Source organism: Amycolatopsis sp. NPDC048633, assembly GCF_040650695.1.
Taxonomy (GTDB): Bacteria; Actinomycetota; Actinomycetes; order Mycobacteriales; family Pseudonocardiaceae; genus Amycolatopsis.
Genome location: NZ_JBEZHS010000017.1, coordinates 84,417 through 100,839, shown reverse-complemented (window position 1 = coordinate 100,839; position 16,423 = coordinate 84,417). Strand labels below are relative to the sequence as shown.

The following is a 16,423-nucleotide window of genomic DNA, read 5'->3' as shown; positions in this document are numbered from 1 at the left end:
ACGGCACCGGCCTCTCAATATCCCCGTCGCGTGACCGGCGGCACGCCAACGGCCCCGCACCGGGGTGGTGCGGGGCCGTCGAGACGGACGTCAGCCCTGCTGGCCGGGCTGCTGCGGGTACTGCTGCTGCGACTGCGGCTGGCCCTGGAACTGCTGCGGCTGGCCACCGGCGTACGGCTGCTGCTGGCCCGGGAACTGACCCGGCGCCGCCTGCTGCTGCGGCTGCGGCGCGGACTTGGCGCGGTTCATCGCCACCGAGCCACCGATCAGCGCGAGGCCGACGAGGCCCAGCACGATGCCGAAGCCGGGCTGCATGTCGGTGGCCCAGGACAGCAGCCGGAACTCGTAGTCGAACTGCTCCAGCGCGAGCGAGCCGAAGCCGAGGACGGCGAACAGAATGCCGATCCGCATCATGATCGAAGACATGGAAAACCCCCAACGGGAAAAGGGAAACAGGAGCCGGCCGCCCCGACGGCCCGCAATGGGACTCGAACAGTAGCGGCCGGTTCCCGAGCTGTCCCCGGTTTTCCCGTTTTGTTATCTCACGTCCGCTGGAGCGAGTCCGGGCCCAGGTCGGCGAGGGTCCGGTGGCCGGAAAGTCCCATGGTCAGGTCGAATTCGGCCAACAAACTGCGCAGCACGTGACGGACGCCGTCCTCGCCCGCGTGCGCCAGCCCGTACACCCACGGGCGGCCCACCAGCACCGCCCGCGCACCCAGTGCGATCGCCTTCAGCACGTCCGCGCCGGTGCGGACGCCCGAGTCGAACAGCACCTCCATGCGGTCGCCGACCGCCGCGACGATCCCGGGCAACGCTTCCAGGGCCCCGATCGCGCCGTCGACCTGGCGGCCGCCGTGGTTCGAGACCACGATGCCGTCCATCCCGGCCTCGGCCGCGCGGCGCGCGTCGGCGACGTGCTGGATGCCCTTGAGGACGATCGGGCCGTCCCAGTGCTCGCGCAGGAACGGCAGCTGGTCCCACGTCCGGTCGGTGCCGGTGATCATGCCGATCCAGGTCAGGATCGCCGTGCCGCGGTCCTCTTCCGGCGTCTTCTCCAGCCGGGACAGGAACACCGGGTCGGTGAACGGGACGGCGAGCCCCTCGCCCTGCAGGAACGGCAGGTAGGACTGGTCCAGATCGGACGGTCGCCAGGCCAGCGTCCACGTGTCGAGCGTGACGACCAGTGCCGTGTAGCCGGCCGCCTTCGCCCGGGCCAGCAGGCTCGCGCAGACGTCCGGGTCGCCGGGCCAGTACAGCTGGAACCAGCGCGGGCCCTCGCCGTTGGCCGCGGCGACGTCCTCGATGCCGGTCGAGGACGCCGTGGACAGGATGAACGGGAGCCCCACCGAGGCGGCGGCGCGGGCGGTCGCGGACTCGGCGTCGGGGTGGACGATCGACTGGACGCCGACGGGCGCGACGGCCACCGGCGCGGCCAGCCGGGTGCCGAGCACCGTGGTCGAGAGGTCGCGGTCGGTGGCGCCGGTCAGCATCCGCGGCACGACGCGCCAGCGGTCGAACGCCTCGCGGTTGGCGCGGGCGGTCGCGCCGGAGCCGGCCGAGCCCGCGACGTAGGAGAACGGACCGGGGGCCATGACCTCGCGCGCCGATGCTTCGAGCTTCGTCGCGTCGGTCGAGCACGGCGGCAGCACCCCACCGAGTCCCTGCAGGTAGAGCTCGTTCTGGTAGCTGCCGAAGCGTTCGGTCACGTCTGCCTCCTCGCGGTCGAACGCGCACTGTACTCGCCGGTAACGGCGCCGGCCGGGGAACGCCGCATCGGCTGCATCGGCGGGCCGCCGGGCGGGCGGAACGCGGGCCCGTGGTCGCGGAACCCGAGCCGCCGGTAGAGCCGCGTGCTGCCGGGTGAGCTGGCCTCCAGGTAGGTGGGCACGCCCTCGGCGTCGGCCCGGTCGAGGCCGTGACGCAGCAGCCGCCCGCCGACTCCCCGGCCCTGGTGTCCGGGCCGGACGCCGACGAACTGCGCGTGCCAGAGCGGTCCGGGCGGTTCGAGGCCGGCCATCGTGCCGAGGAGGACGTCGAGCCGGGCCGCCTCCGTGGGATCCAGCCCGGCGATCGGCTCGTCGCCGTCTCCGCCGGCGGGCAGCCAGATCACCGCGGCCGTCCGGTCCCCGGTCACGTCGACGTGCCCGGTCGCGAAGCCGGCCTCGAGGAGCGCGCCGAAGAACGCCGGGTGCGAAACGGTGCGGCGCCGCTCGTCGTCCGGGAACACCCAGCGGCTCATCGGGTCGTCCTGGAACGCCGCCACCAGGATCCCGGCCACGGTGTCCACTTCGGACGGATCCGCGGCGCGGACGTCGCTCACGACGTCGTCACCACGTCTTCTTCCCGCAGCGGGCCGCCGATCCCCGCGTAGACGTCCGGGCGCCGCGTGCGCAGCGCCTCGGCGCGCAGGAAGCCGGCGAGACCGGCGAGCACCAGCAGTCCCGGCAGCCCCCAGCGCAGCAGCGGGACCGCCCCCGCCGGGCCGAGCAGGACGTCGAAGTTGACGATGATCAGCACCAGGATCGCGGTCAGCGTCACCGCCGCGAGCGCGGGCGCGCCCACCCGCCGCCACCACGTCTCCTGCTCGGGGCGACGGCGGAAGAACCCGATGACCGACAGCGAGACCGCGATCATGATGATCGTGACGCCCGTCGATGCGGTGACGCCGGTCCAGGTGAACAGGTCGGTGAACGGGTCGCGGCCGGCCAGCGCGAAGAGCGAGACGATGACCAGGCCGATCGAGGTCTGCACCAGCGAGCCGCCGATCGGCGCGCCGGTGCGCTTGCTGGTGCGGCTGAAGCTCTCCGGCAGCAGCCCGTCCCGGCCCAGCGCGAAGAAGTACCGCGCGACGGCGTTGTGGAGGCTCAGCAGCGCGGCGCACTGGCTGGTCAGGAAGAGCACGTACGCCGTGTCGGCGAACACCGTGCCGACGTACTGCCCGCCGAGCCCGAACAGCAGGCCCGGTCCTTCGGCGCCGGCCCGCTCGACGATGTGGTCCGGACCGGTCGCGACCGCCATCCCGAGCGAGGTGACGATGTACAGCACGGCGGTCAGGCCGACCGCGATGAACGTCGCGCGGCCGACCGTCCGGCGCGGGTCGCGGCACTCCTCGCCGTAGGTCGCCGCCCCCTCGAACCCGAGGAAAACCGCGATGGAGAAAGCGAAAACCGCCCCGACGCCCGCCGTGAACAGGCTCGACGGCGAGAGCGGGACGAGCGAGACGGTGCCCCCGGCCGGGTGGCTGAACATCCCGACGTTCAGCACGACCAGCACCACGACCTCGAGGCCGAGCGCGACGCCGAGCACCTTCGCGTCGAGGTCGATCCGCAGCACGCCGCCGGCGCCGACGACGAGCACCATCAGCAGCGCGATCGGCCACCACGGCAGGTCGCAGCCGAACGTCGTGTTCAGCCAGGTGGAGACGGAAAGGCCGAACAGGCCGAAGACGCCGGTCTGGATCGAGCTGTAGGCGAGCACCGTCACGTAGGCGACGGCGGTGCCCGCGGACCGCCCGATCCCGTGCGCCACATAGGGGTAGAACGCGCCGGCGTTCGTGATGTACCGGCTCATCGCGGCGTACCCGACGCCGAACAGCGCGAGCACCGGGGCCAGCAGCACGAACGACAGCGGCACGCCGACGCTGCCGGTCACCGCGTAGGTCGCCGAGACCCCGCCGGCGATCGCGTACAGCGGACCCGCCGCCGCGACGACGAAGAAGACGATCTGGACGGCGCCGAGCCGCCTTCTACCGAGGCCGTTCCCCGGTGCATGGGTACCCATGAACCCTTCCCCGCGCCGTAGGTGATCTTGGCGGCGGCGCCCCAGAGTAGGGGCTCGGCCCCCGAAGGCGGTACGTCCGTTCGGGGTAAAACGTGATGGCACCGAAAGCGCGGCGAGGCCGTACCGCTATCTTCGGCATCCTCACCGCGATCGCCCAGGGGGCCGTTTTCCGTCATGCGCCGGCTCACCTTGGTCGATTCCTTCTTCTTCCTCGGGCACGACGAGTTCAGCGGCCGTCCGTCGCTCAGCCGGACGTCGCTGGGCATCGGGCTCGCCGGCGCGGCGTTGTGCGACCTGCTCTTCACCGACCGGATCACGGTCGAGGACCGGAAGGTCCGCCCGATCGCCGGGCGGCCGCCGGGTATTCCGACCGCCGATCACGTGTTTTCCGAAATCGTTTCGGAAACGGGGACGCACAGCGTGCGTGACTGGGTGGACCACCTGCGCGGGGAACTGCCGTCGGTCGCCGCCGACAACCTCGTCGCGCTCGGGCTCGTCCGGCGGACCCCCATGCTCTTGCGGCGCCGGCACCGCTACCCGCCGGCGGACCTGCTCGTGTCCACGGCGGCGCGCAGCAAGGCGCGGGCCGCCGTGTTCGGCGTCGACCGGCCCGACCCGCACGCGGCGTGCCTCGCGCTGCTGGCCTGGACCGCGGGCGTCGACGACCTGTGCGAACCGGAGCTCGGCCGGGCGCACATGCGAGCCTGGACGGCCGACACCCACCACGCCATGCCGCGGCGCATCTCCGACGTGATCAGCGGCGTCGCGGCGGTGGCGGCCGCTGTCGTCTACACGGGCGACCGGAAGTGACTGGCGGGTAACCTGGGCGCGTCCGCCGTCGACGTCCCCAGGAGGAGACATGCGCGCGCACGACGTGGTCCTGTTCGGCGCCACCGGGTTCACCGGTGGCCTGACGGCCGAGTACCTGGCCCGCCACGCGCCCGCGGACCTGCGCTGGGCCCTGGCCGGCCGCAACCGCGGCAAGCTCGAAGCCGTCCGGGCGCGGCTCGCCGCGATCGACGACCGGTTCGGTGCGCTCGACCTGCTCGTCGCCGACTCCGGCGACCCGGCGTCGCTGCGGGCGGTCGCGGAGGCGACGAAGGTGGTGATCACGACCGTCGGCCCGTACCTGACGCAGGGCGAACCGCTGGTCGCGGCGTGCGCGGAGGCGGGCACCGACTACGTCGACCTGACCGGCGAGCCCGAGTTCGTCGACCGGATGTACCTGGCGCACGACCGGCGGGCCCGCGAGACGGGCGCGCGGCTGGTGCACGCGTGCGGCTTCGACTCGATCCCGCACGACCTCGGCGCGTACTTCACGGTGAAGCAGCTGCCCGAAGGCGTGCCGCTGCGCGTCGACGGCTACGTCCGGGCGAGCGGGATGCCGTCGGGCGGGACGTTCCTCAGCGCGCTGACCATCATGTCCCGGCTCCCGGCCGGGGCCCGGATCGCCCGCGAGCGGGCGGCGGCCGAGCCGCGACCGGCCGGGCGGTTCGCCCGCGCGCCGCTGGGCCGGCCGCACCGGGTCGCCGGCCCGGGCTGGTGGGCGGTGCCGCTGCCGACGATCGACCCCGAGGTCGTCCGCCGGTCGGCGGCGGCGTCCGAGCGCTACGGGCCGGACTTCACCTACCGGCACTTCGCCGCGGTCAAGCACCTGCCGGTGCTGGCGGGCGGCGTGGCCGGAGCGGGCGCGCTGCTCGCGGCGGCGCAGATCCCGCCCGCGCGGCGCGGGCTTTCCCGCCTGCTGGCACCCGGCAACGGCCCGAGCCCCGAGCGCCGGGCCCGGTCGTGGTTCTCGGTGCGGTTCATCGGCGAAGGCGGCGGTTCGCGGGTCGTGACCGAGGTGTCCGGCGGCGACCCCGGCTACGACGAAACGGCGAAGATGCTCGCGGAATCGGCACTGTGCCTGGCGACGGACGACCTCCCGGAAACGGCGGGCCAGGTGACCACGGCGACGGCGATGGGCGACGCGCTGATCGACCGGCTCACGAAAGCGGGCCTGCGCTTCGCGACGCTCTGACCCCGGCGCCGCGAATGACTCATTCGCGGCGCCGGAGGTCTCGAATGAGTCATTCGCGACCGACTTGTGCCGAGACCCGCCGGACGTAAGCCGCTCGGGCCGCCGGGTCCAGTTCGGTCAGGGCCCGGTCGTCGCCGATCACCCGGCGGGCCCACGACATCACGGGTTCGGGGGTGAGCGCGGCCAGCAGGTCCCAGCCGGCGAGCCACCGCGGCACTGCCGTCTCCGCGCGCCGGGCCCGCAGCGTCCCGACGATCGCCCTCGCCACGTCCTCCGGATCCACGGTGGGCAGGGCACCGCCCAGTCTCACCCCGGAAGCCAGTTCGGTCCGCACCGCGCCGGGCAGCACCGCGCTGACGCTGACCCCGGTCGCCGCGTACTCGCGCCGGACCGCCGCCGTCAGGCCGACCGCCGCGAACTTGCTCGCGTTGTACACCGCCATGCCCGGCAGCGGGATCTTCCCGGCCATCGAGGCCACGTTCACCACGTGCCCCCGGCCGCGCGCGATCATCCCGGGTAGCACCGACCGCAAGCCGTGGACCAGCCCCTGGACGTTCACGTCGAGAGTGGTCCGGCCGACCTCGTCGGGTTCTTCGAGGAAGTCGCCGAGCGGCATCACGCCGGCGTTGTTGACGAGGACGTCGACGCGGCCGAACCGCTCGGTGACGGCGGCGGTGAAGGTGTCGAAGGACTCCCGGACGGTGACGTCGAGCGGGAAGCCGTGCGCGCCCGGGACCTCCGCGGCCAAGGCGGTGTCCAGGTCGCCGACACAAACCGTCGCGCCGCGGGCGGCGAACTTCGCCGCGGTCGCCCGGCCGATCCCCCGCGCCCCGCCGGTGATCGCGACCACCGCGTCGCGGGGACGGATTTCAGCGAACCGCATGGGCCCTCCCGATCTCGTAGTCCGCTTCGTCGAACGTGCCCACCCGCGACCGCAGCCGCGCCGTCGAGAACGGCCAGCTGAAACTGTTGCGCCCGTTGACGTCCGTGTAGTAGCTGGCACACCCGCCCGACTGGTACACCGTCCCCGGCAGCGCGGCCTGGACCTCCGCGTTGAACGCCGCCTGCACCTCCGGGCGCACCGACACCGACGTCCAGCCCGAGCGCAGGGTCCGGGTCACCGCCTCCACCGTGTGGCGCAGCTGGGCCTCCAGGATCATGAACGCCGACGAGTGCCCGGTCCCCAAGCTCGGCCCCAGCAGCAGGTACAGGTTCGGGAACCCGGCCACCGTCGTCCCCGCGTACGCCTGGGGACTGCCCTTCCAATGGTCGTCGAGACTGCGGCCGTCGCCGTCGAAGACCCGCGACGACACCGGCATGTCGAGGATGTGGAAGCCCGTCCCGAAGATGACCGCGTCGACCTCGGCCGACGATCCGTCCGCACCGAGCACCCGGCGTCCGTCGACCGCACGCACCGCTGTCGGGTGAACGTCCACATGGGACTGCGTCAGCGCGGGATAGTACGTGTTGGACATCAGGAGCCGCTTGCAGCCGAGCGTGTAGTCCGGCGTCAGCATCCGGCGCAGCGCGGGGTCCCGCACCGCCAGCCGGAGGTGCGCGAGCCCGATCTTCTGCACCTGCCGCAGCAGCCACGGGTGCCGGAACCCGAAGCCGAGCGTCTCCATCGCCCCGTACTCCGCACCGCGCAACGCCCGCTGCAGCGCCGGGAACCGCCGCAGCAGGAACCGCTCGACGCCCGGCACGGGGTGGTCCGGCTTCGGCAGCACCCACTGCGCCGTGCGCTGGAACAGGTGCAGCCGCCCGACTTCCGGGACGATGCGCGGGACGAACTGCACCGCCGACGCGCCGGTGCCGATCACCGCGACCCGCTTGCCCGCCAGGTCGTAGCCGTGGTTCCAGCGCGCGGAGTGGAAGACCTCGCCCGGGAAGGCGCCGAGGCCTGGCAGGTCCGGGACCAGCGGCTCGTGCCACGGCCCGGTGCCGGCGACCAGGATCCGGGCGGTGTACGGACCCCGGGTCGTCTCCAGCTCCCACAAAGAACCGTTCCACTGGGCCCGCGTCACCTCGACGCCGTAGCGGATCTTCGGTGTGATGCCGTACCGCGCGGCCGTGTCCCGCAGGTACGAGCGGATCTCGGCCTGCCCGGCGAACGCGCGCGTCCATCCGGGATTCGGCGCGAACGAGTACGAGTACAGCGCGGACGGGACGTCGCAGGCGCAGCCCGGGTAGGTGTTGTCGCGCCAGGTCCCGCCGAGCGCGCCGGCCTTCTCCAGCACGGCGAGGTCGTCGACGCCGGCCTGGCCCAGCCGGATGGCCGCGCCCAGCCCCGATGCCCCGGCACCGACGACGAGGACCGCGAAGTGACGTTGTTCCATTTTCGGAGACTAACAGTATCTCAATACCATCGGTACCCTGATTCCGACCTGGCTAGAGTGGACCCATGGCCCGACTCACCCGCGCGGAAAGCCAGGCGCGCACCCGCGAGCAGCTGATCGAGACCGCCAAGCTGCTCTTCCTGCGCGACGGCTACTCGCTGACGTCGCTGGAGAAGGTCGCGGACGAAGCCGGGTACTCGAAGGGCGCGGTGTACTCGAACTTCCGCAACAAGGACGAGCTCTGCCTCGCGGTGCTCGACCGGATCCACGACGAGCAGGTCGAACTGGTCGCCCAGGCGCTGGTCGGCGCCGACGGCGTGGACGGGCTGCTCGCCGCGTTCCAGACCTGGGCCGAGCGCAGCATCGGCGACGAGGCGTGGACCGCCCTCGAGGTCGAGTTCGCCACGAACGCCCGGCGCAACCCGCACGTGCGCGCCGAGCTGGCCACGCGGGACAAGGCCATCCGCGACACCATCGCCGGCCTGCTCGGCGGGTACGCCGAACGGTTCGGGATCACGCTCCCGATGTCGGCCGACGACGCCGCGACGGCGTTGCTCAGCCTCGGCATCGGCCTCGGCGTCCAGCGGGCGATCGACCCGACGATCCCGGTCACCGTCCTGCCGGACGTCATCCGCCTGTTCGCCGGGATCCGCTGAGCCGCGAAATAGTCTGCTTTCCCTTCCCGGATTTACCTAATTGCCGAATCCGAGTCCATTGAGGACGGAAACGCGCTGTTCAGGAACATGAACATCTTCCGCCTCTTGTGAAGCACCTCACCCTTCGCTACCGTGGCGCTACGCCGCAGCACCACCCGAAGCCCTGAAGGCGACGGCCGAAAAGCCGCCGAATTCCAGGCTTCGTCCGCTATGCCCGAAAAAACCGTGCTCCCCCACGGCCGACCCCGCGGAAAGGGTTTCCCCATGAGCAAGAAGTTGCGGCCGGTCCTCATCGGCGCGCTCGGCGCGGCCTCCGTCGCGACCCTCGTGATCACCACCCCCGCACTCTCCTCGGCAGCACCCGCGCCACTGGCCGCGAGCAGCGCGTCCGTGCTCGCCACCGGCGACCTTTCGGTCGCGGCGAAGAAGGAGATCGCGATGAAGCTGGTCTCCAGCGCGGAAAACTCCTCGCTGGACTGGAAGGCGCAGTACAAGTACATCGAGGACATCGGCGACGGCCGCGGCTACACCGCGGGCATCATCGGGTTCTGCTCCGGCACCGGCGACATGCTCGAGCTCGTCGAGGCCTACACGAACTCCGTCCCGAACAACCCCCTCGCCAAGTACCTTCCCGCGCTGCGCAAGGTGAACGGCACCGACTCGCACAGCGGGCTCGGTTCGGCGTTCGAGAGCGCGTGGAAGCAGGCCGCGGCCACCACGGAGTTCCAGAACGCCCAGAACAGCGAGCGCGACCGCGTGTACTTCAACCCGTCGGTGAGCCAGGGCAAGTCGGACGGGCTGAGCAACCTCGGCCAGTTCGCCTACTACGACGCCATCGTCATGCACGGCCCCGGCGACAGCTCCGACAGCTTCGGCGGCATCCGCAAGGCCGCGATGAAGAAGGCGAAGACGCCGGCCCAGGGCGGCGACGAGACGGCCTACCTCAAGGCGTTCTTCGACGCCCGCAAGGTCATCATGAAGCAGGAGGAGGCGCACGCCGACACCTCCCGCGTCGACACCGAGCAGCTGGTGTTCCTCAACGCGGGCAACTTCGACCTGCACACCCCGCTCAAGTGGAAGGTCTACGGGGACTCCTACACCATCAACTGATGACGCAGCAGGTGGTGGCCGTCGTCGCGAACGAAGCGACGGCGGCCACCGCCGTCCTCACGGCCTGGGAACACACCGGTGGCGACCGGATCCGCGTGCTCGGCCCGATCCCGGCGTGGATCGGGAAAGACGGCGTCGGCCGGGCCAGTGAGTCGACCGCGCGCACCCCGGTCGGCGCGTGGCCGCTGACCGAGGCGTTCGGCATCGAGCCCGCGGAAACCCGGCTGCCGTACCGCCTGGTCACCACGAACGACTGGTGGGTGTCCGACGTCGGTTCCCCTTACTACAACAGGCATTTCTCCGGCGCTCCCGGGACCTGCCCGTTCGACGAGGCCGCCGGCGAGAACCTCGGCGAGGCGGGCCCGGTCTACGCCCACGCCGTCGTCATCGGCTACAACCGCGACCCGGTGGTCCCCGGCGCCGGCTCGGCGTTCTTCCTGCACGTCACCAACGGTGAGCCGACCGCGGGCTGCGTCGCGATCCCGAAGCCCGACCTCGAAGTCCTGCTGCGCTGGCTCGATCCGGCGAAGCACCCGGTCGTCGAGATCAGCGGCTGAGCAGCGCTTCCGCCGTGCGGGTGTTGATGATCCGCTCCGGCCCGATCCCCGCCTCGATCGCGCGCTCGCAGCCGTAGCCCTGCCAGTCGAGCTGGCCCGGCGCGTGCGCGTCGCTGTCGATGGCGAACTCACAGCCGATCTCCGCGGCCAGGCGCAGGAGCTTCATCGGCGGGTCGAGCCGTTCCGGGCGCGAGTTGATCTCCACCGCGACGCCGTTCTCGCGGCACGCGGTGAACACCGCCTCGGCGTCGAACTCCGACTGCGGCCGGCCTTTCCCGACGACCAGCCGTCCGGTGCAGTGCCCGAGCACCCGGGTGTGCGGGTTCCGGACCGCGGCGAGCATCCGCCGGGTCATGTCACGAGCCGGCATGCGCAGCTTCGAGTGCACGCTCGCGACGACGAAGTCGAGCTGCCCCAGCAGTTCCTCTTCCTGGTCGAGGGCGCCGTCGTCGAGGATGTCGACCTCGATGCCCTGCAGCAGCCGGAAGGGGGCCATCAGCTCGTTGGCCTTGGCGACGATCTGCATCTGCGTCCGCAACCGGTCCGGCGAGAGCCCGTTCGCGACGGTCAGCCGCGGCGAGTGGTCGGTCAGCACCATCCACTCGTGACCCAGGTCCCGCCCCGCGACGGCCATCTCGCCGATCGAGCTGCCGCCGTCCGACCAGTCGGAGTGCGTGTGGCAGTCGCCGCGCAACGCCGAGCGCAGCGGTTCGCCGGAAGGCAGCTCCTTCTCGACGATCTTCCCCCGGTACGCCGGGTCGCGCCCGGCCAGCGCGTCCTCGATGACGCCCGCGGTGGCCTTGCCGATGCCGGGCAACGACGTGAGCGTGCCGTTCTCGGCCAGCTGCGCCAGCTGCTCGGCGCCGGTCTTGTCGACGGTCGCGGCCGCGTTCCGGAACGCGCGGACGCGGTACGTCGGCTCTCCCGCGCGTTCGAGCTGGAACGCGATCTCCCGCAAGGCCCATGCCGGATCCATGGGACCTGTCTACCCCCTCGGGGGCAGTTCGTGCAGCTCGACGTCCACCAGCGCACCTTGCGAGATCCGGGCGGTCTGGTAGGTGCAGAACGGCTGGCGGCGGCGGTCGGTCGGCGAACCGGGGTTGAGCAGCCGCAGCCCCGCCGGGGTCGTCGTGTCCCACGGGATGTGGCTGTGCCCGAAGACCAGCACGTCGGTGTCCGGGAACTGCGCGTCGCACCGCTGCTCGCGGCCCTGCTTCGCGCCGGTCTCGTGGATCACGGCCAGGCGCACGCCGTCGAGGTCCGCCCGGGCGATCTCCGGGAGCCGCGCGCGCAGGTCGGCGCCGTCGTTGTTGCCGTAGACGCCGATCAGCCGCTTGCTGCGGGCTTCCAGCTCGTCCAGCAGGCCGGTCTCGACCCAGTCGCCGGCGTGCACGACGACGTCGGCCGCGCTCACCTCCGTCCACACCCGCTCCGGCAGCGCGCGGGCGTGGGTGTCCGAGATGAGCAGCAGCCTCATCCGATGGCCTTGAGGACCCGCTCGAGGAACCCGCCGATGTGGTCGCGCAGCAGCGTGGCCGCGCCCTCGGCGTCCCCCTTCTTGGCCGCCGCGAGCACCGCCTTGTGCTCGTTCCACTCCTTCTTCCAGCTGGGGTTGGCCTCCCAGCCGACGATGCTGATGAGCGCCGCGCGGTCCTTGAGGTCGTCGAGGATGCTGATCAGCAGGGGGTTGCCGCAGCCGCGGTAGAGGGCGCGGTGGAACCGGCGGTTCAGCAGGCTCAGCGCGGCCTGGTTCTTGTCCGCGATGGCCGCCGACGCCTCCTTCAGCGCCTCCGCCGCGTCGTCGAGCAACGCGGCGTCGCGCTGCTCGACTGTCCGCCGGACGGCCTCCGGCTCCAGGACCATCCGCACGTCGTAGACGGATTTCGCGAGCTCGGCGTCGACCGTGACCACCGACGCGCCCTTGTACGGGCTGAACGTCACCAGGCCCGAGTTGGAAAGCACCTTGAGCGCCTCGCGCACCGGCGTCTTCGACACGCCGAGCCGCGCGGCCAGCTCCGCTTCGACGAGCGGCTGGCCGGGCACCAGCTCCCGGGTGAGGATGCCCCGGCGGATCTCCTCCAGGACCACCTCGGTCCGGGAGGCGGGCAGGCTGAACGTCCCGGTCATGATGCGCTCCTCGCTCGTGTCGAAGCCCATTCAACCAGGCCCGCGGGATCATATATCAGATGCCATACTGGACCCCATGAAACCCGAGGAGCTCCGCAGCCACCGGTGGTTCGGCGGCGACGAACTGCGCAACTTCAGCCACCGCGCCCGCAGCCGTCAGCTCGGCTACAACCCGGACGAGCACCTCGGGAAACCGGTCATCGGCATCCTCAACACGTGGTCGGACATCAACCCCTGCCACATGCATCTACGCGAACGCGCCGAGCAGGTCAAGCGCGGCGTCTGGCAGGCGGGCGGCTTCCCGCTGGAGTTCCCGGTGGCCACGCTGTCGGAGACCTACCAGAAGCCGACGCCGATGCTCTACCGCAACCTCCTGGCCATGGAGACCGAGGAGATCCTGCGGTCCTACCCGATCGACGGCGCCGTCCTGATGGGCGGCTGCGACAAGACCACGCCGGCGCTGCTGATGGGCGCGGCGAGCGCCGGGCTGCCCGCGATCTTCGTGCCGGCCGGGCCGATGCTGCGCGGACACTGGCGCGACGAGGTCCTCGGCAGCGGCACCGACATGTGGAAGTACTGGGACGACAAGCGCGCGGGGCTGATCGGCGACGCCGAAATGTCCGAACTGGAGCGCGGCCTCGCCCGCTCGCCCGGGCACTGCATGACGATGGGGACAGCGTCGACGATGACGTCGGCGGCCGAGGTGCTCGGCATGACGCTGCCGGGTGCCGCGTCGATCCCCGCCGTCGACTCGGCCCACCACCGGATGGCCGCGGCGAGCGGCGCGCGGATCGTCGACATGGTCTGGGAGGACCTGACGATCACGCAGGTCCTGGACAAGCGGGCCTATGCGGACGCCATCACGACGGTGCTGGCGCTGGGCGGGTCGACCAACGCCGCGATCCACCTGATCGCGATGGCCGGACGCAGCGGGATCCCGGTTTCGCTGGCCGACTTCGACGTGATCGCGCGGCGCGTGCCGGTGCTGGCGAACATCCGCCCGGGCGGCGACTGGCTGATGGAGGACTTCTACTACGCGGGCGGCCTGCCCGGGCTGCTGTCGCGGCTCACCGACCTGCTGCACACCGACCGGCCCACCGTCACCGGCAAGACGCTCGGCGAGAACCTTGCGCAGGCGGCTGTGCACAACGACGACGTCATCCGGCCGCGCGACAACCCGGTGGCGGCCGAAGGCGGAGTCGCGGTGCTGCACGGCAACCTGGCGCCGTCGGGCGCGGTCATCAAGCACATCGCCGCCGAACCGCACCTGCTGACGCACACCGGCCCGGCCGTGGTGTTCGAGGACTACCCGGACCTCAAGAAGCGGATCGACGACCCTTCGATCACCGCCGATTCGGTGCTGGTGCTGCGTGGTTCCGGCCCGCTCGGCGGCCCGGGCATGCCCGAATACGGGATGCTGCCGATCCCCGCGCACCTGCTCGAACAGGGCGTCCGGGACATGGTCCGGATCTCCGACGCGCGGATGAGCGGCACGAGCTACGGCGCGTGCGTGCTGCACGTGGCGCCCGAGTCGCACGTCGGCGGCCCGCTGGCCCTGGTCCGCGACGGCGACCTGATCACTTTGGACGTCCCTTCGCGGCGGTTGCACCTGGACGTGTCCGATGAGGAGCTGGCACGGCGCCGGGAGTCGTGGGTGGCGCCGGCGCCGCGGTTCGAGCGCGGTTACGGGGCGCTGTACAGCGAACACATCACGCAGGCGGACGAAGGCTGCGACTTCGACTTCCTGGCCCGCGCGGGAGCGAATCCCGAACCCGACGCGCGCTGAGGGTGCCAAGCGGCCAAGCGCCCCAGGCCCGCTGAGGTGCCGCCGGAACGTCATGAACGAGTCGTTCACCTCGTCCGACGACCTGAACGAGTCGTTCATGACCGCCACTGCGTGACCGGTTCATCCCCCGTTAGGGCGAGTCGTACGGCTTGTCCGGGTGCCCCGTACGCTGACGTCGTCACCGGTGCGATCCGGCGTCGCGTCGAAGGGGTGGAGAGTTGCCGTACGAACCGCGCTGGCCCGAGTCACACGGTGAGCAGACGGACGTCCTGCCGGTCGTCCGGCCCGAACCGGACCCGGAGCCCACTCCCCTCCGCAAGCTCGCTCAGCGGATCAACCCGCGCAAAGCCGGCTTGATCGCGGGCGGCGCGCTCGGCCTGCTCGTCGCGATCTACGGCATCGACCTGCTGGTCAGCCAGGGCAGCGTCCCGCGCGGGGTGACCGTCGCCGGGATCGACGTCGGCGGCATGGACCGCCAGGCCGCCGAGCAGGAGCTGCGCGGGCAGATCGAGCCGCGGCTGACGCGCCCCCTCGCCGTGACCGCGGGCGACGTCCAGGGCTCCCTGTCGCCGACGCTCGCCGGGCTGAAGCTCGACTGGCCGCGGACCCTCGACCAGGCCGGCGAACAGCCGCTGAACCCGTTCAGCCGGCTCGCGTCGCTGTTCTCCAGCCGCGAGGTCGGGGTCGTCAGCCACGCCGACGACGCCAAGCTCGCCGCCGCCCTCGACAGCCTCCGCGGCCAGGTCGACCGCGAACCGGCCGAGGGCACCGTGAAGTTCGAAGGCACGAACCCGGTCGCCGTCGCGCCGAAGCCCGGGCAGAAGCTCGACGTCGAGGCCGCGAAGGCCGCCGTCGTCGAGAAGTGGGCGCGCGGGGAAACCCTGGCGCTGCCGGTCACCAGCACGCCGGTCCGCACCACGCCCGAAGGCGTCCAGGCCGCGCTCGAGCAGTTCGCGCGCCCCGCCGTCTCGGGCCCGCTGGTGGTCAAGGGCGACGGCAAGAACGCCACCGTGAAGCCGGACGCGATCGCCGCGGCGCTGAGCTTCGAGCCCGCCGACGGCGGCGGGCTGACGCCGAAGATCGACAACGCCAAGATCGCCGACGCCGCCAAGCCGCAGCTGAAGTCCACCGAGAAGGAGGGCAAGGAGGCGACCATCGTCTTCGAAGGCGGCAAGCCCACGGTCGACCCGTCGACCGACGGCCGGACCATCGACTGGGACCCGAGCCTCAAGCCGCTGCCCGACGTTCTGAAGAAGACCGACGGCCGCGAGGTTCCGGCGATCTACAAGGACAGCCCGGCGAAGGTGACGACCGACCAGGCGAACCAGCTCGGCGTCAAGGAGGTCGTCGGCGAGTTCACCACGAACGGCTTCGCGGCCGACTCCGGCACCAACATCCGCGTGGTCGCACAGAAGGTCAACGGCGCCATCGTCAAACCGGGCGAAACCTTCAGCCTCAACGGGTTCACCGGCCCGCGCGGCAAGCCGCAGGGGTACGTCGAGGCCGGCGTAATCGAGAACGGCGCCCCGGCGCGCGAGGTCGGCGGCGGCATCTCGCAGTTCGCGACGACGCTGTACAACGCGTCGTACTTCTCGGGCATGAAGGACGCGGGGCACAAGGAGCACAGCTACTACATCAGCCGCTACCCCGCCGCGCGCGAGGCGACGGTGTTCCAGAACCCCAACGGCGCCAGCGTCATCGACATCAAGTTCACCAACGACTCGGCGACCGGCATCGCGATCCAGACGATCTGGACGCCGTCGTCGATCACCGTGAAGCTGTGGGGCACCAAGCGCTACACCGTCGAGTCGATCCCGGGCGGCCGGTCCAACCCGACCGACCCGCCGACGAAGCCGGGCCCGGCGGAGAACTGCCACGCCTCCAACGGCGCGCCCGGGTTCACCACGAGCGACACCCGCGTGCTCAAGGACGCCGCGTCCGGCCGCGAGGTCAGCCGCTCGACCCGCAACGTCCGTTACAACCCGCAGCCGAAAATCACGTGCGGCGAAGGGCAGTGACCTCCTAACGGCCGTTCACGCAGCGCGTCCGCG

At 71.6% G+C, this 16,423-nt stretch carries 16 protein-coding genes; 7 read left to right on the top strand and 9 right to left on the bottom strand.

Annotation, left to right across the window (positions count from 1 at the left end):
* Window positions 1-90: 90 nt before the first annotated feature.
* The 4 genes from AB0C38_RS27805 to AB0C38_RS27790 form a co-directional block, all read right to left on the bottom strand.
* Window positions 91-426 (bottom strand): hypothetical protein, encoded by a 336-nt coding sequence (locus AB0C38_RS27805; protein ID WP_360678537.1) that lies wholly within the window; start codon window positions 424-426, stop codon window positions 91-93.
* Window positions 427-542: 116 nt separating this feature from the next.
* Window positions 543-1,706, bottom strand: coding sequence for a lactate 2-monooxygenase (locus AB0C38_RS27800; protein ID WP_360678535.1), 1,164 nt, complete (start codon window positions 1,704-1,706; stop codon window positions 543-545).
* On the bottom strand, window positions 1,703-2,320 hold the full coding sequence (locus tag AB0C38_RS27795; RefSeq protein ID WP_360678533.1) for a GNAT family N-acetyltransferase: 618 nt from the start codon (window positions 2,318-2,320) through the stop codon (window positions 1,703-1,705). The genes AB0C38_RS27800 and AB0C38_RS27795 overlap by 4 nt, the downstream gene beginning before the upstream one ends.
* Entirely contained in the window at window positions 2,317-3,780 is a 1,464-nt protein-coding gene (locus tag AB0C38_RS27790) for an APC family permease (RefSeq protein WP_360678531.1), read from the bottom strand. Before AB0C38_RS27790 ends, AB0C38_RS27795 begins: the two co-directional genes overlap by 4 nt.
* A 174-nt stretch (window positions 3,781-3,954) precedes the next feature.
* On the opposite strand from AB0C38_RS27790, the gene AB0C38_RS27785 reads away from it, so the two are divergent.
* Together AB0C38_RS27785 and AB0C38_RS27780 are read left to right on the top strand one after the other, a co-directional pair.
* Window positions 3,955-4,590, top strand: a complete 636-nt coding sequence (locus AB0C38_RS27785) for a GPP34 family phosphoprotein (protein WP_360678529.1) — start codon at window positions 3,955-3,957, stop codon at window positions 4,588-4,590.
* Window positions 4,591-4,639: 49 nt separating this feature from the next.
* Window positions 4,640-5,800 (top strand): saccharopine dehydrogenase NADP-binding domain-containing protein, encoded by a 1,161-nt coding sequence (locus AB0C38_RS27780; protein WP_360678527.1) that lies wholly within the window; start codon window positions 4,640-4,642, stop codon window positions 5,798-5,800.
* 49 nt (window positions 5,801-5,849) lie between these two features.
* Here the strand turns inward: AB0C38_RS27780 and AB0C38_RS27775 are convergent, their stop codons facing one another.
* Together AB0C38_RS27775 and AB0C38_RS27770 are read right to left on the bottom strand one after the other, a co-directional pair.
* A complete protein-coding gene (locus AB0C38_RS27775; RefSeq protein ID WP_360678525.1) occupies window positions 5,850-6,683 on the bottom strand; it encodes an SDR family oxidoreductase in 834 nt (277 codons plus the stop codon).
* Window positions 6,670-8,136: an NAD(P)/FAD-dependent oxidoreductase gene (locus AB0C38_RS27770; RefSeq protein ID WP_360678523.1), complete on the bottom strand. Its 1,467-nt coding sequence runs from the start codon at window positions 8,134-8,136 to the stop codon at window positions 6,670-6,672. Before AB0C38_RS27770 ends, AB0C38_RS27775 begins: the two co-directional genes overlap by 14 nt.
* 65 nt (window positions 8,137-8,201) lie before the next feature.
* Here AB0C38_RS27770 and AB0C38_RS27765 point away from each other — a divergent pair, with 65 nt between their 5' ends.
* The 3 genes from AB0C38_RS27765 to AB0C38_RS27755 all read left to right on the top strand — a co-directional run bounded on the left by AB0C38_RS27765 (window position 8,202) and on the right by AB0C38_RS27755 (window position 10,459).
* On the top strand, window positions 8,202-8,792 hold the full coding sequence (locus AB0C38_RS27765; protein WP_360678521.1) for a TetR/AcrR family transcriptional regulator: 591 nt from the start codon (window positions 8,202-8,204) through the stop codon (window positions 8,790-8,792).
* 264 nt (window positions 8,793-9,056) lie between these two features.
* Complete coding sequence (locus AB0C38_RS27760; protein ID WP_360678519.1) at window positions 9,057-9,902, top strand: chitosanase; 846 nt, start codon at window positions 9,057-9,059, stop codon at window positions 9,900-9,902.
* Window positions 9,902-10,459, top strand: a complete 558-nt coding sequence (locus tag AB0C38_RS27755) for a L,D-transpeptidase family protein (RefSeq protein WP_360678517.1) — start codon at window positions 9,902-9,904, stop codon at window positions 10,457-10,459. Before AB0C38_RS27760 ends, AB0C38_RS27755 begins: the two co-directional genes overlap by 1 nt.
* On the opposite strand, the gene AB0C38_RS27750 is transcribed toward AB0C38_RS27755, so the two are convergent.
* The 3 genes from AB0C38_RS27750 to AB0C38_RS27740 are packed head-to-tail and all read right to left on the bottom strand — an operon-like array spanning window position 10,449 to window position 12,586.
* Window positions 10,449-11,435 carry a PHP domain-containing protein gene (locus AB0C38_RS27750; protein WP_360678515.1) on the bottom strand — a complete coding sequence of 329 codons (987 nt, stop codon included), beginning with the start codon at window positions 11,433-11,435 and terminating at the stop codon, window positions 10,449-10,451. The two genes, AB0C38_RS27755 and AB0C38_RS27750, sit on opposite strands and share 11 nt — an antisense overlap.
* Window positions 11,436-11,444: 9 nt before the next feature.
* Window positions 11,445-11,936, bottom strand: coding sequence for a metallophosphoesterase (locus AB0C38_RS27745; RefSeq protein WP_360678513.1), 492 nt, complete (start codon window positions 11,934-11,936; stop codon window positions 11,445-11,447).
* Window positions 11,933-12,586, bottom strand: coding sequence for a GntR family transcriptional regulator (locus AB0C38_RS27740; RefSeq protein ID WP_360678511.1), 654 nt, complete (start codon window positions 12,584-12,586; stop codon window positions 11,933-11,935). Before AB0C38_RS27740 ends, AB0C38_RS27745 begins: the two co-directional genes overlap by 4 nt.
* Window positions 12,587-12,662: 76 nt before the next feature.
* On the opposite strand from AB0C38_RS27740, the gene araD reads away from it, so the two are divergent.
* Both araD and AB0C38_RS27730 read left to right on the top strand, forming a co-directional pair.
* Complete coding sequence (gene araD, locus AB0C38_RS27735) at window positions 12,663-14,372, top strand: L-arabinonate dehydratase (RefSeq protein WP_360678509.1); 1,710 nt, start codon at window positions 12,663-12,665, stop codon at window positions 14,370-14,372.
* A 218-nt stretch (window positions 14,373-14,590) separates the two neighbouring features.
* Window positions 14,591-16,390, top strand: coding sequence for a VanW family protein (locus tag AB0C38_RS27730; RefSeq protein ID WP_360678507.1), 1,800 nt, complete (start codon window positions 14,591-14,593; stop codon window positions 16,388-16,390).
* The last annotated feature ends 33 nt before the right edge of the window (window positions 16,391-16,423 follow it).

Excerpts from the sequence above, each read along its gene's own strand:
- araD (WP_360678509.1), top strand. The coding sequence starts at position 12,663 with ATGAAACCCGAGGAGCTCCGCAGCCACCGGTGGTTCGGCGGCGACGAA.
- AB0C38_RS27785 (WP_360678529.1), top strand. The coding sequence starts at position 3,955 with ATGCGCCGGCTCACCTTGGTCGATTCCTTCTTCTTCCTCGGGCACGAC.
- AB0C38_RS27790 (WP_360678531.1), bottom strand. The coding sequence starts at position 3,780 with ATGGGTACCCATGCACCGGGGAACGGCCTCGGTAGAAGGCGGCTCGGC.
- AB0C38_RS27780 (WP_360678527.1), top strand. The coding sequence starts at position 4,640 with ATGCGCGCGCACGACGTGGTCCTGTTCGGCGCCACCGGGTTCACCGGT.
- AB0C38_RS27745 (WP_360678513.1), bottom strand. The coding sequence starts at position 11,936 with ATGAGGCTGCTGCTCATCTCGGACACCCACGCCCGCGCGCTGCCGGAG.
- AB0C38_RS27775 (WP_360678525.1), bottom strand. The coding sequence starts at position 6,683 with ATGCGGTTCGCTGAAATCCGTCCCCGCGACGCGGTGGTCGCGATCACC.
- AB0C38_RS27765 (WP_360678521.1), top strand. The coding sequence starts at position 8,202 with ATGGCCCGACTCACCCGCGCGGAAAGCCAGGCGCGCACCCGCGAGCAG.
- AB0C38_RS27740 (WP_360678511.1), bottom strand. The coding sequence starts at position 12,586 with ATGACCGGGACGTTCAGCCTGCCCGCCTCCCGGACCGAGGTGGTCCTG.
- AB0C38_RS27770 (WP_360678523.1), bottom strand. The coding sequence starts at position 8,136 with ATGGAACAACGTCACTTCGCGGTCCTCGTCGTCGGTGCCGGGGCATCG.
- AB0C38_RS27750 (WP_360678515.1), bottom strand. The coding sequence starts at position 11,435 with ATGGATCCGGCATGGGCCTTGCGGGAGATCGCGTTCCAGCTCGAACGC.
- AB0C38_RS27805 (WP_360678537.1), bottom strand. The coding sequence starts at position 426 with ATGTCTTCGATCATGATGCGGATCGGCATTCTGTTCGCCGTCCTCGGC.
- AB0C38_RS27755 (WP_360678517.1), top strand. The coding sequence starts at position 9,902 with ATGACGCAGCAGGTGGTGGCCGTCGTCGCGAACGAAGCGACGGCGGCC.
- AB0C38_RS27760 (WP_360678519.1), top strand. The coding sequence starts at position 9,057 with ATGAGCAAGAAGTTGCGGCCGGTCCTCATCGGCGCGCTCGGCGCGGCC.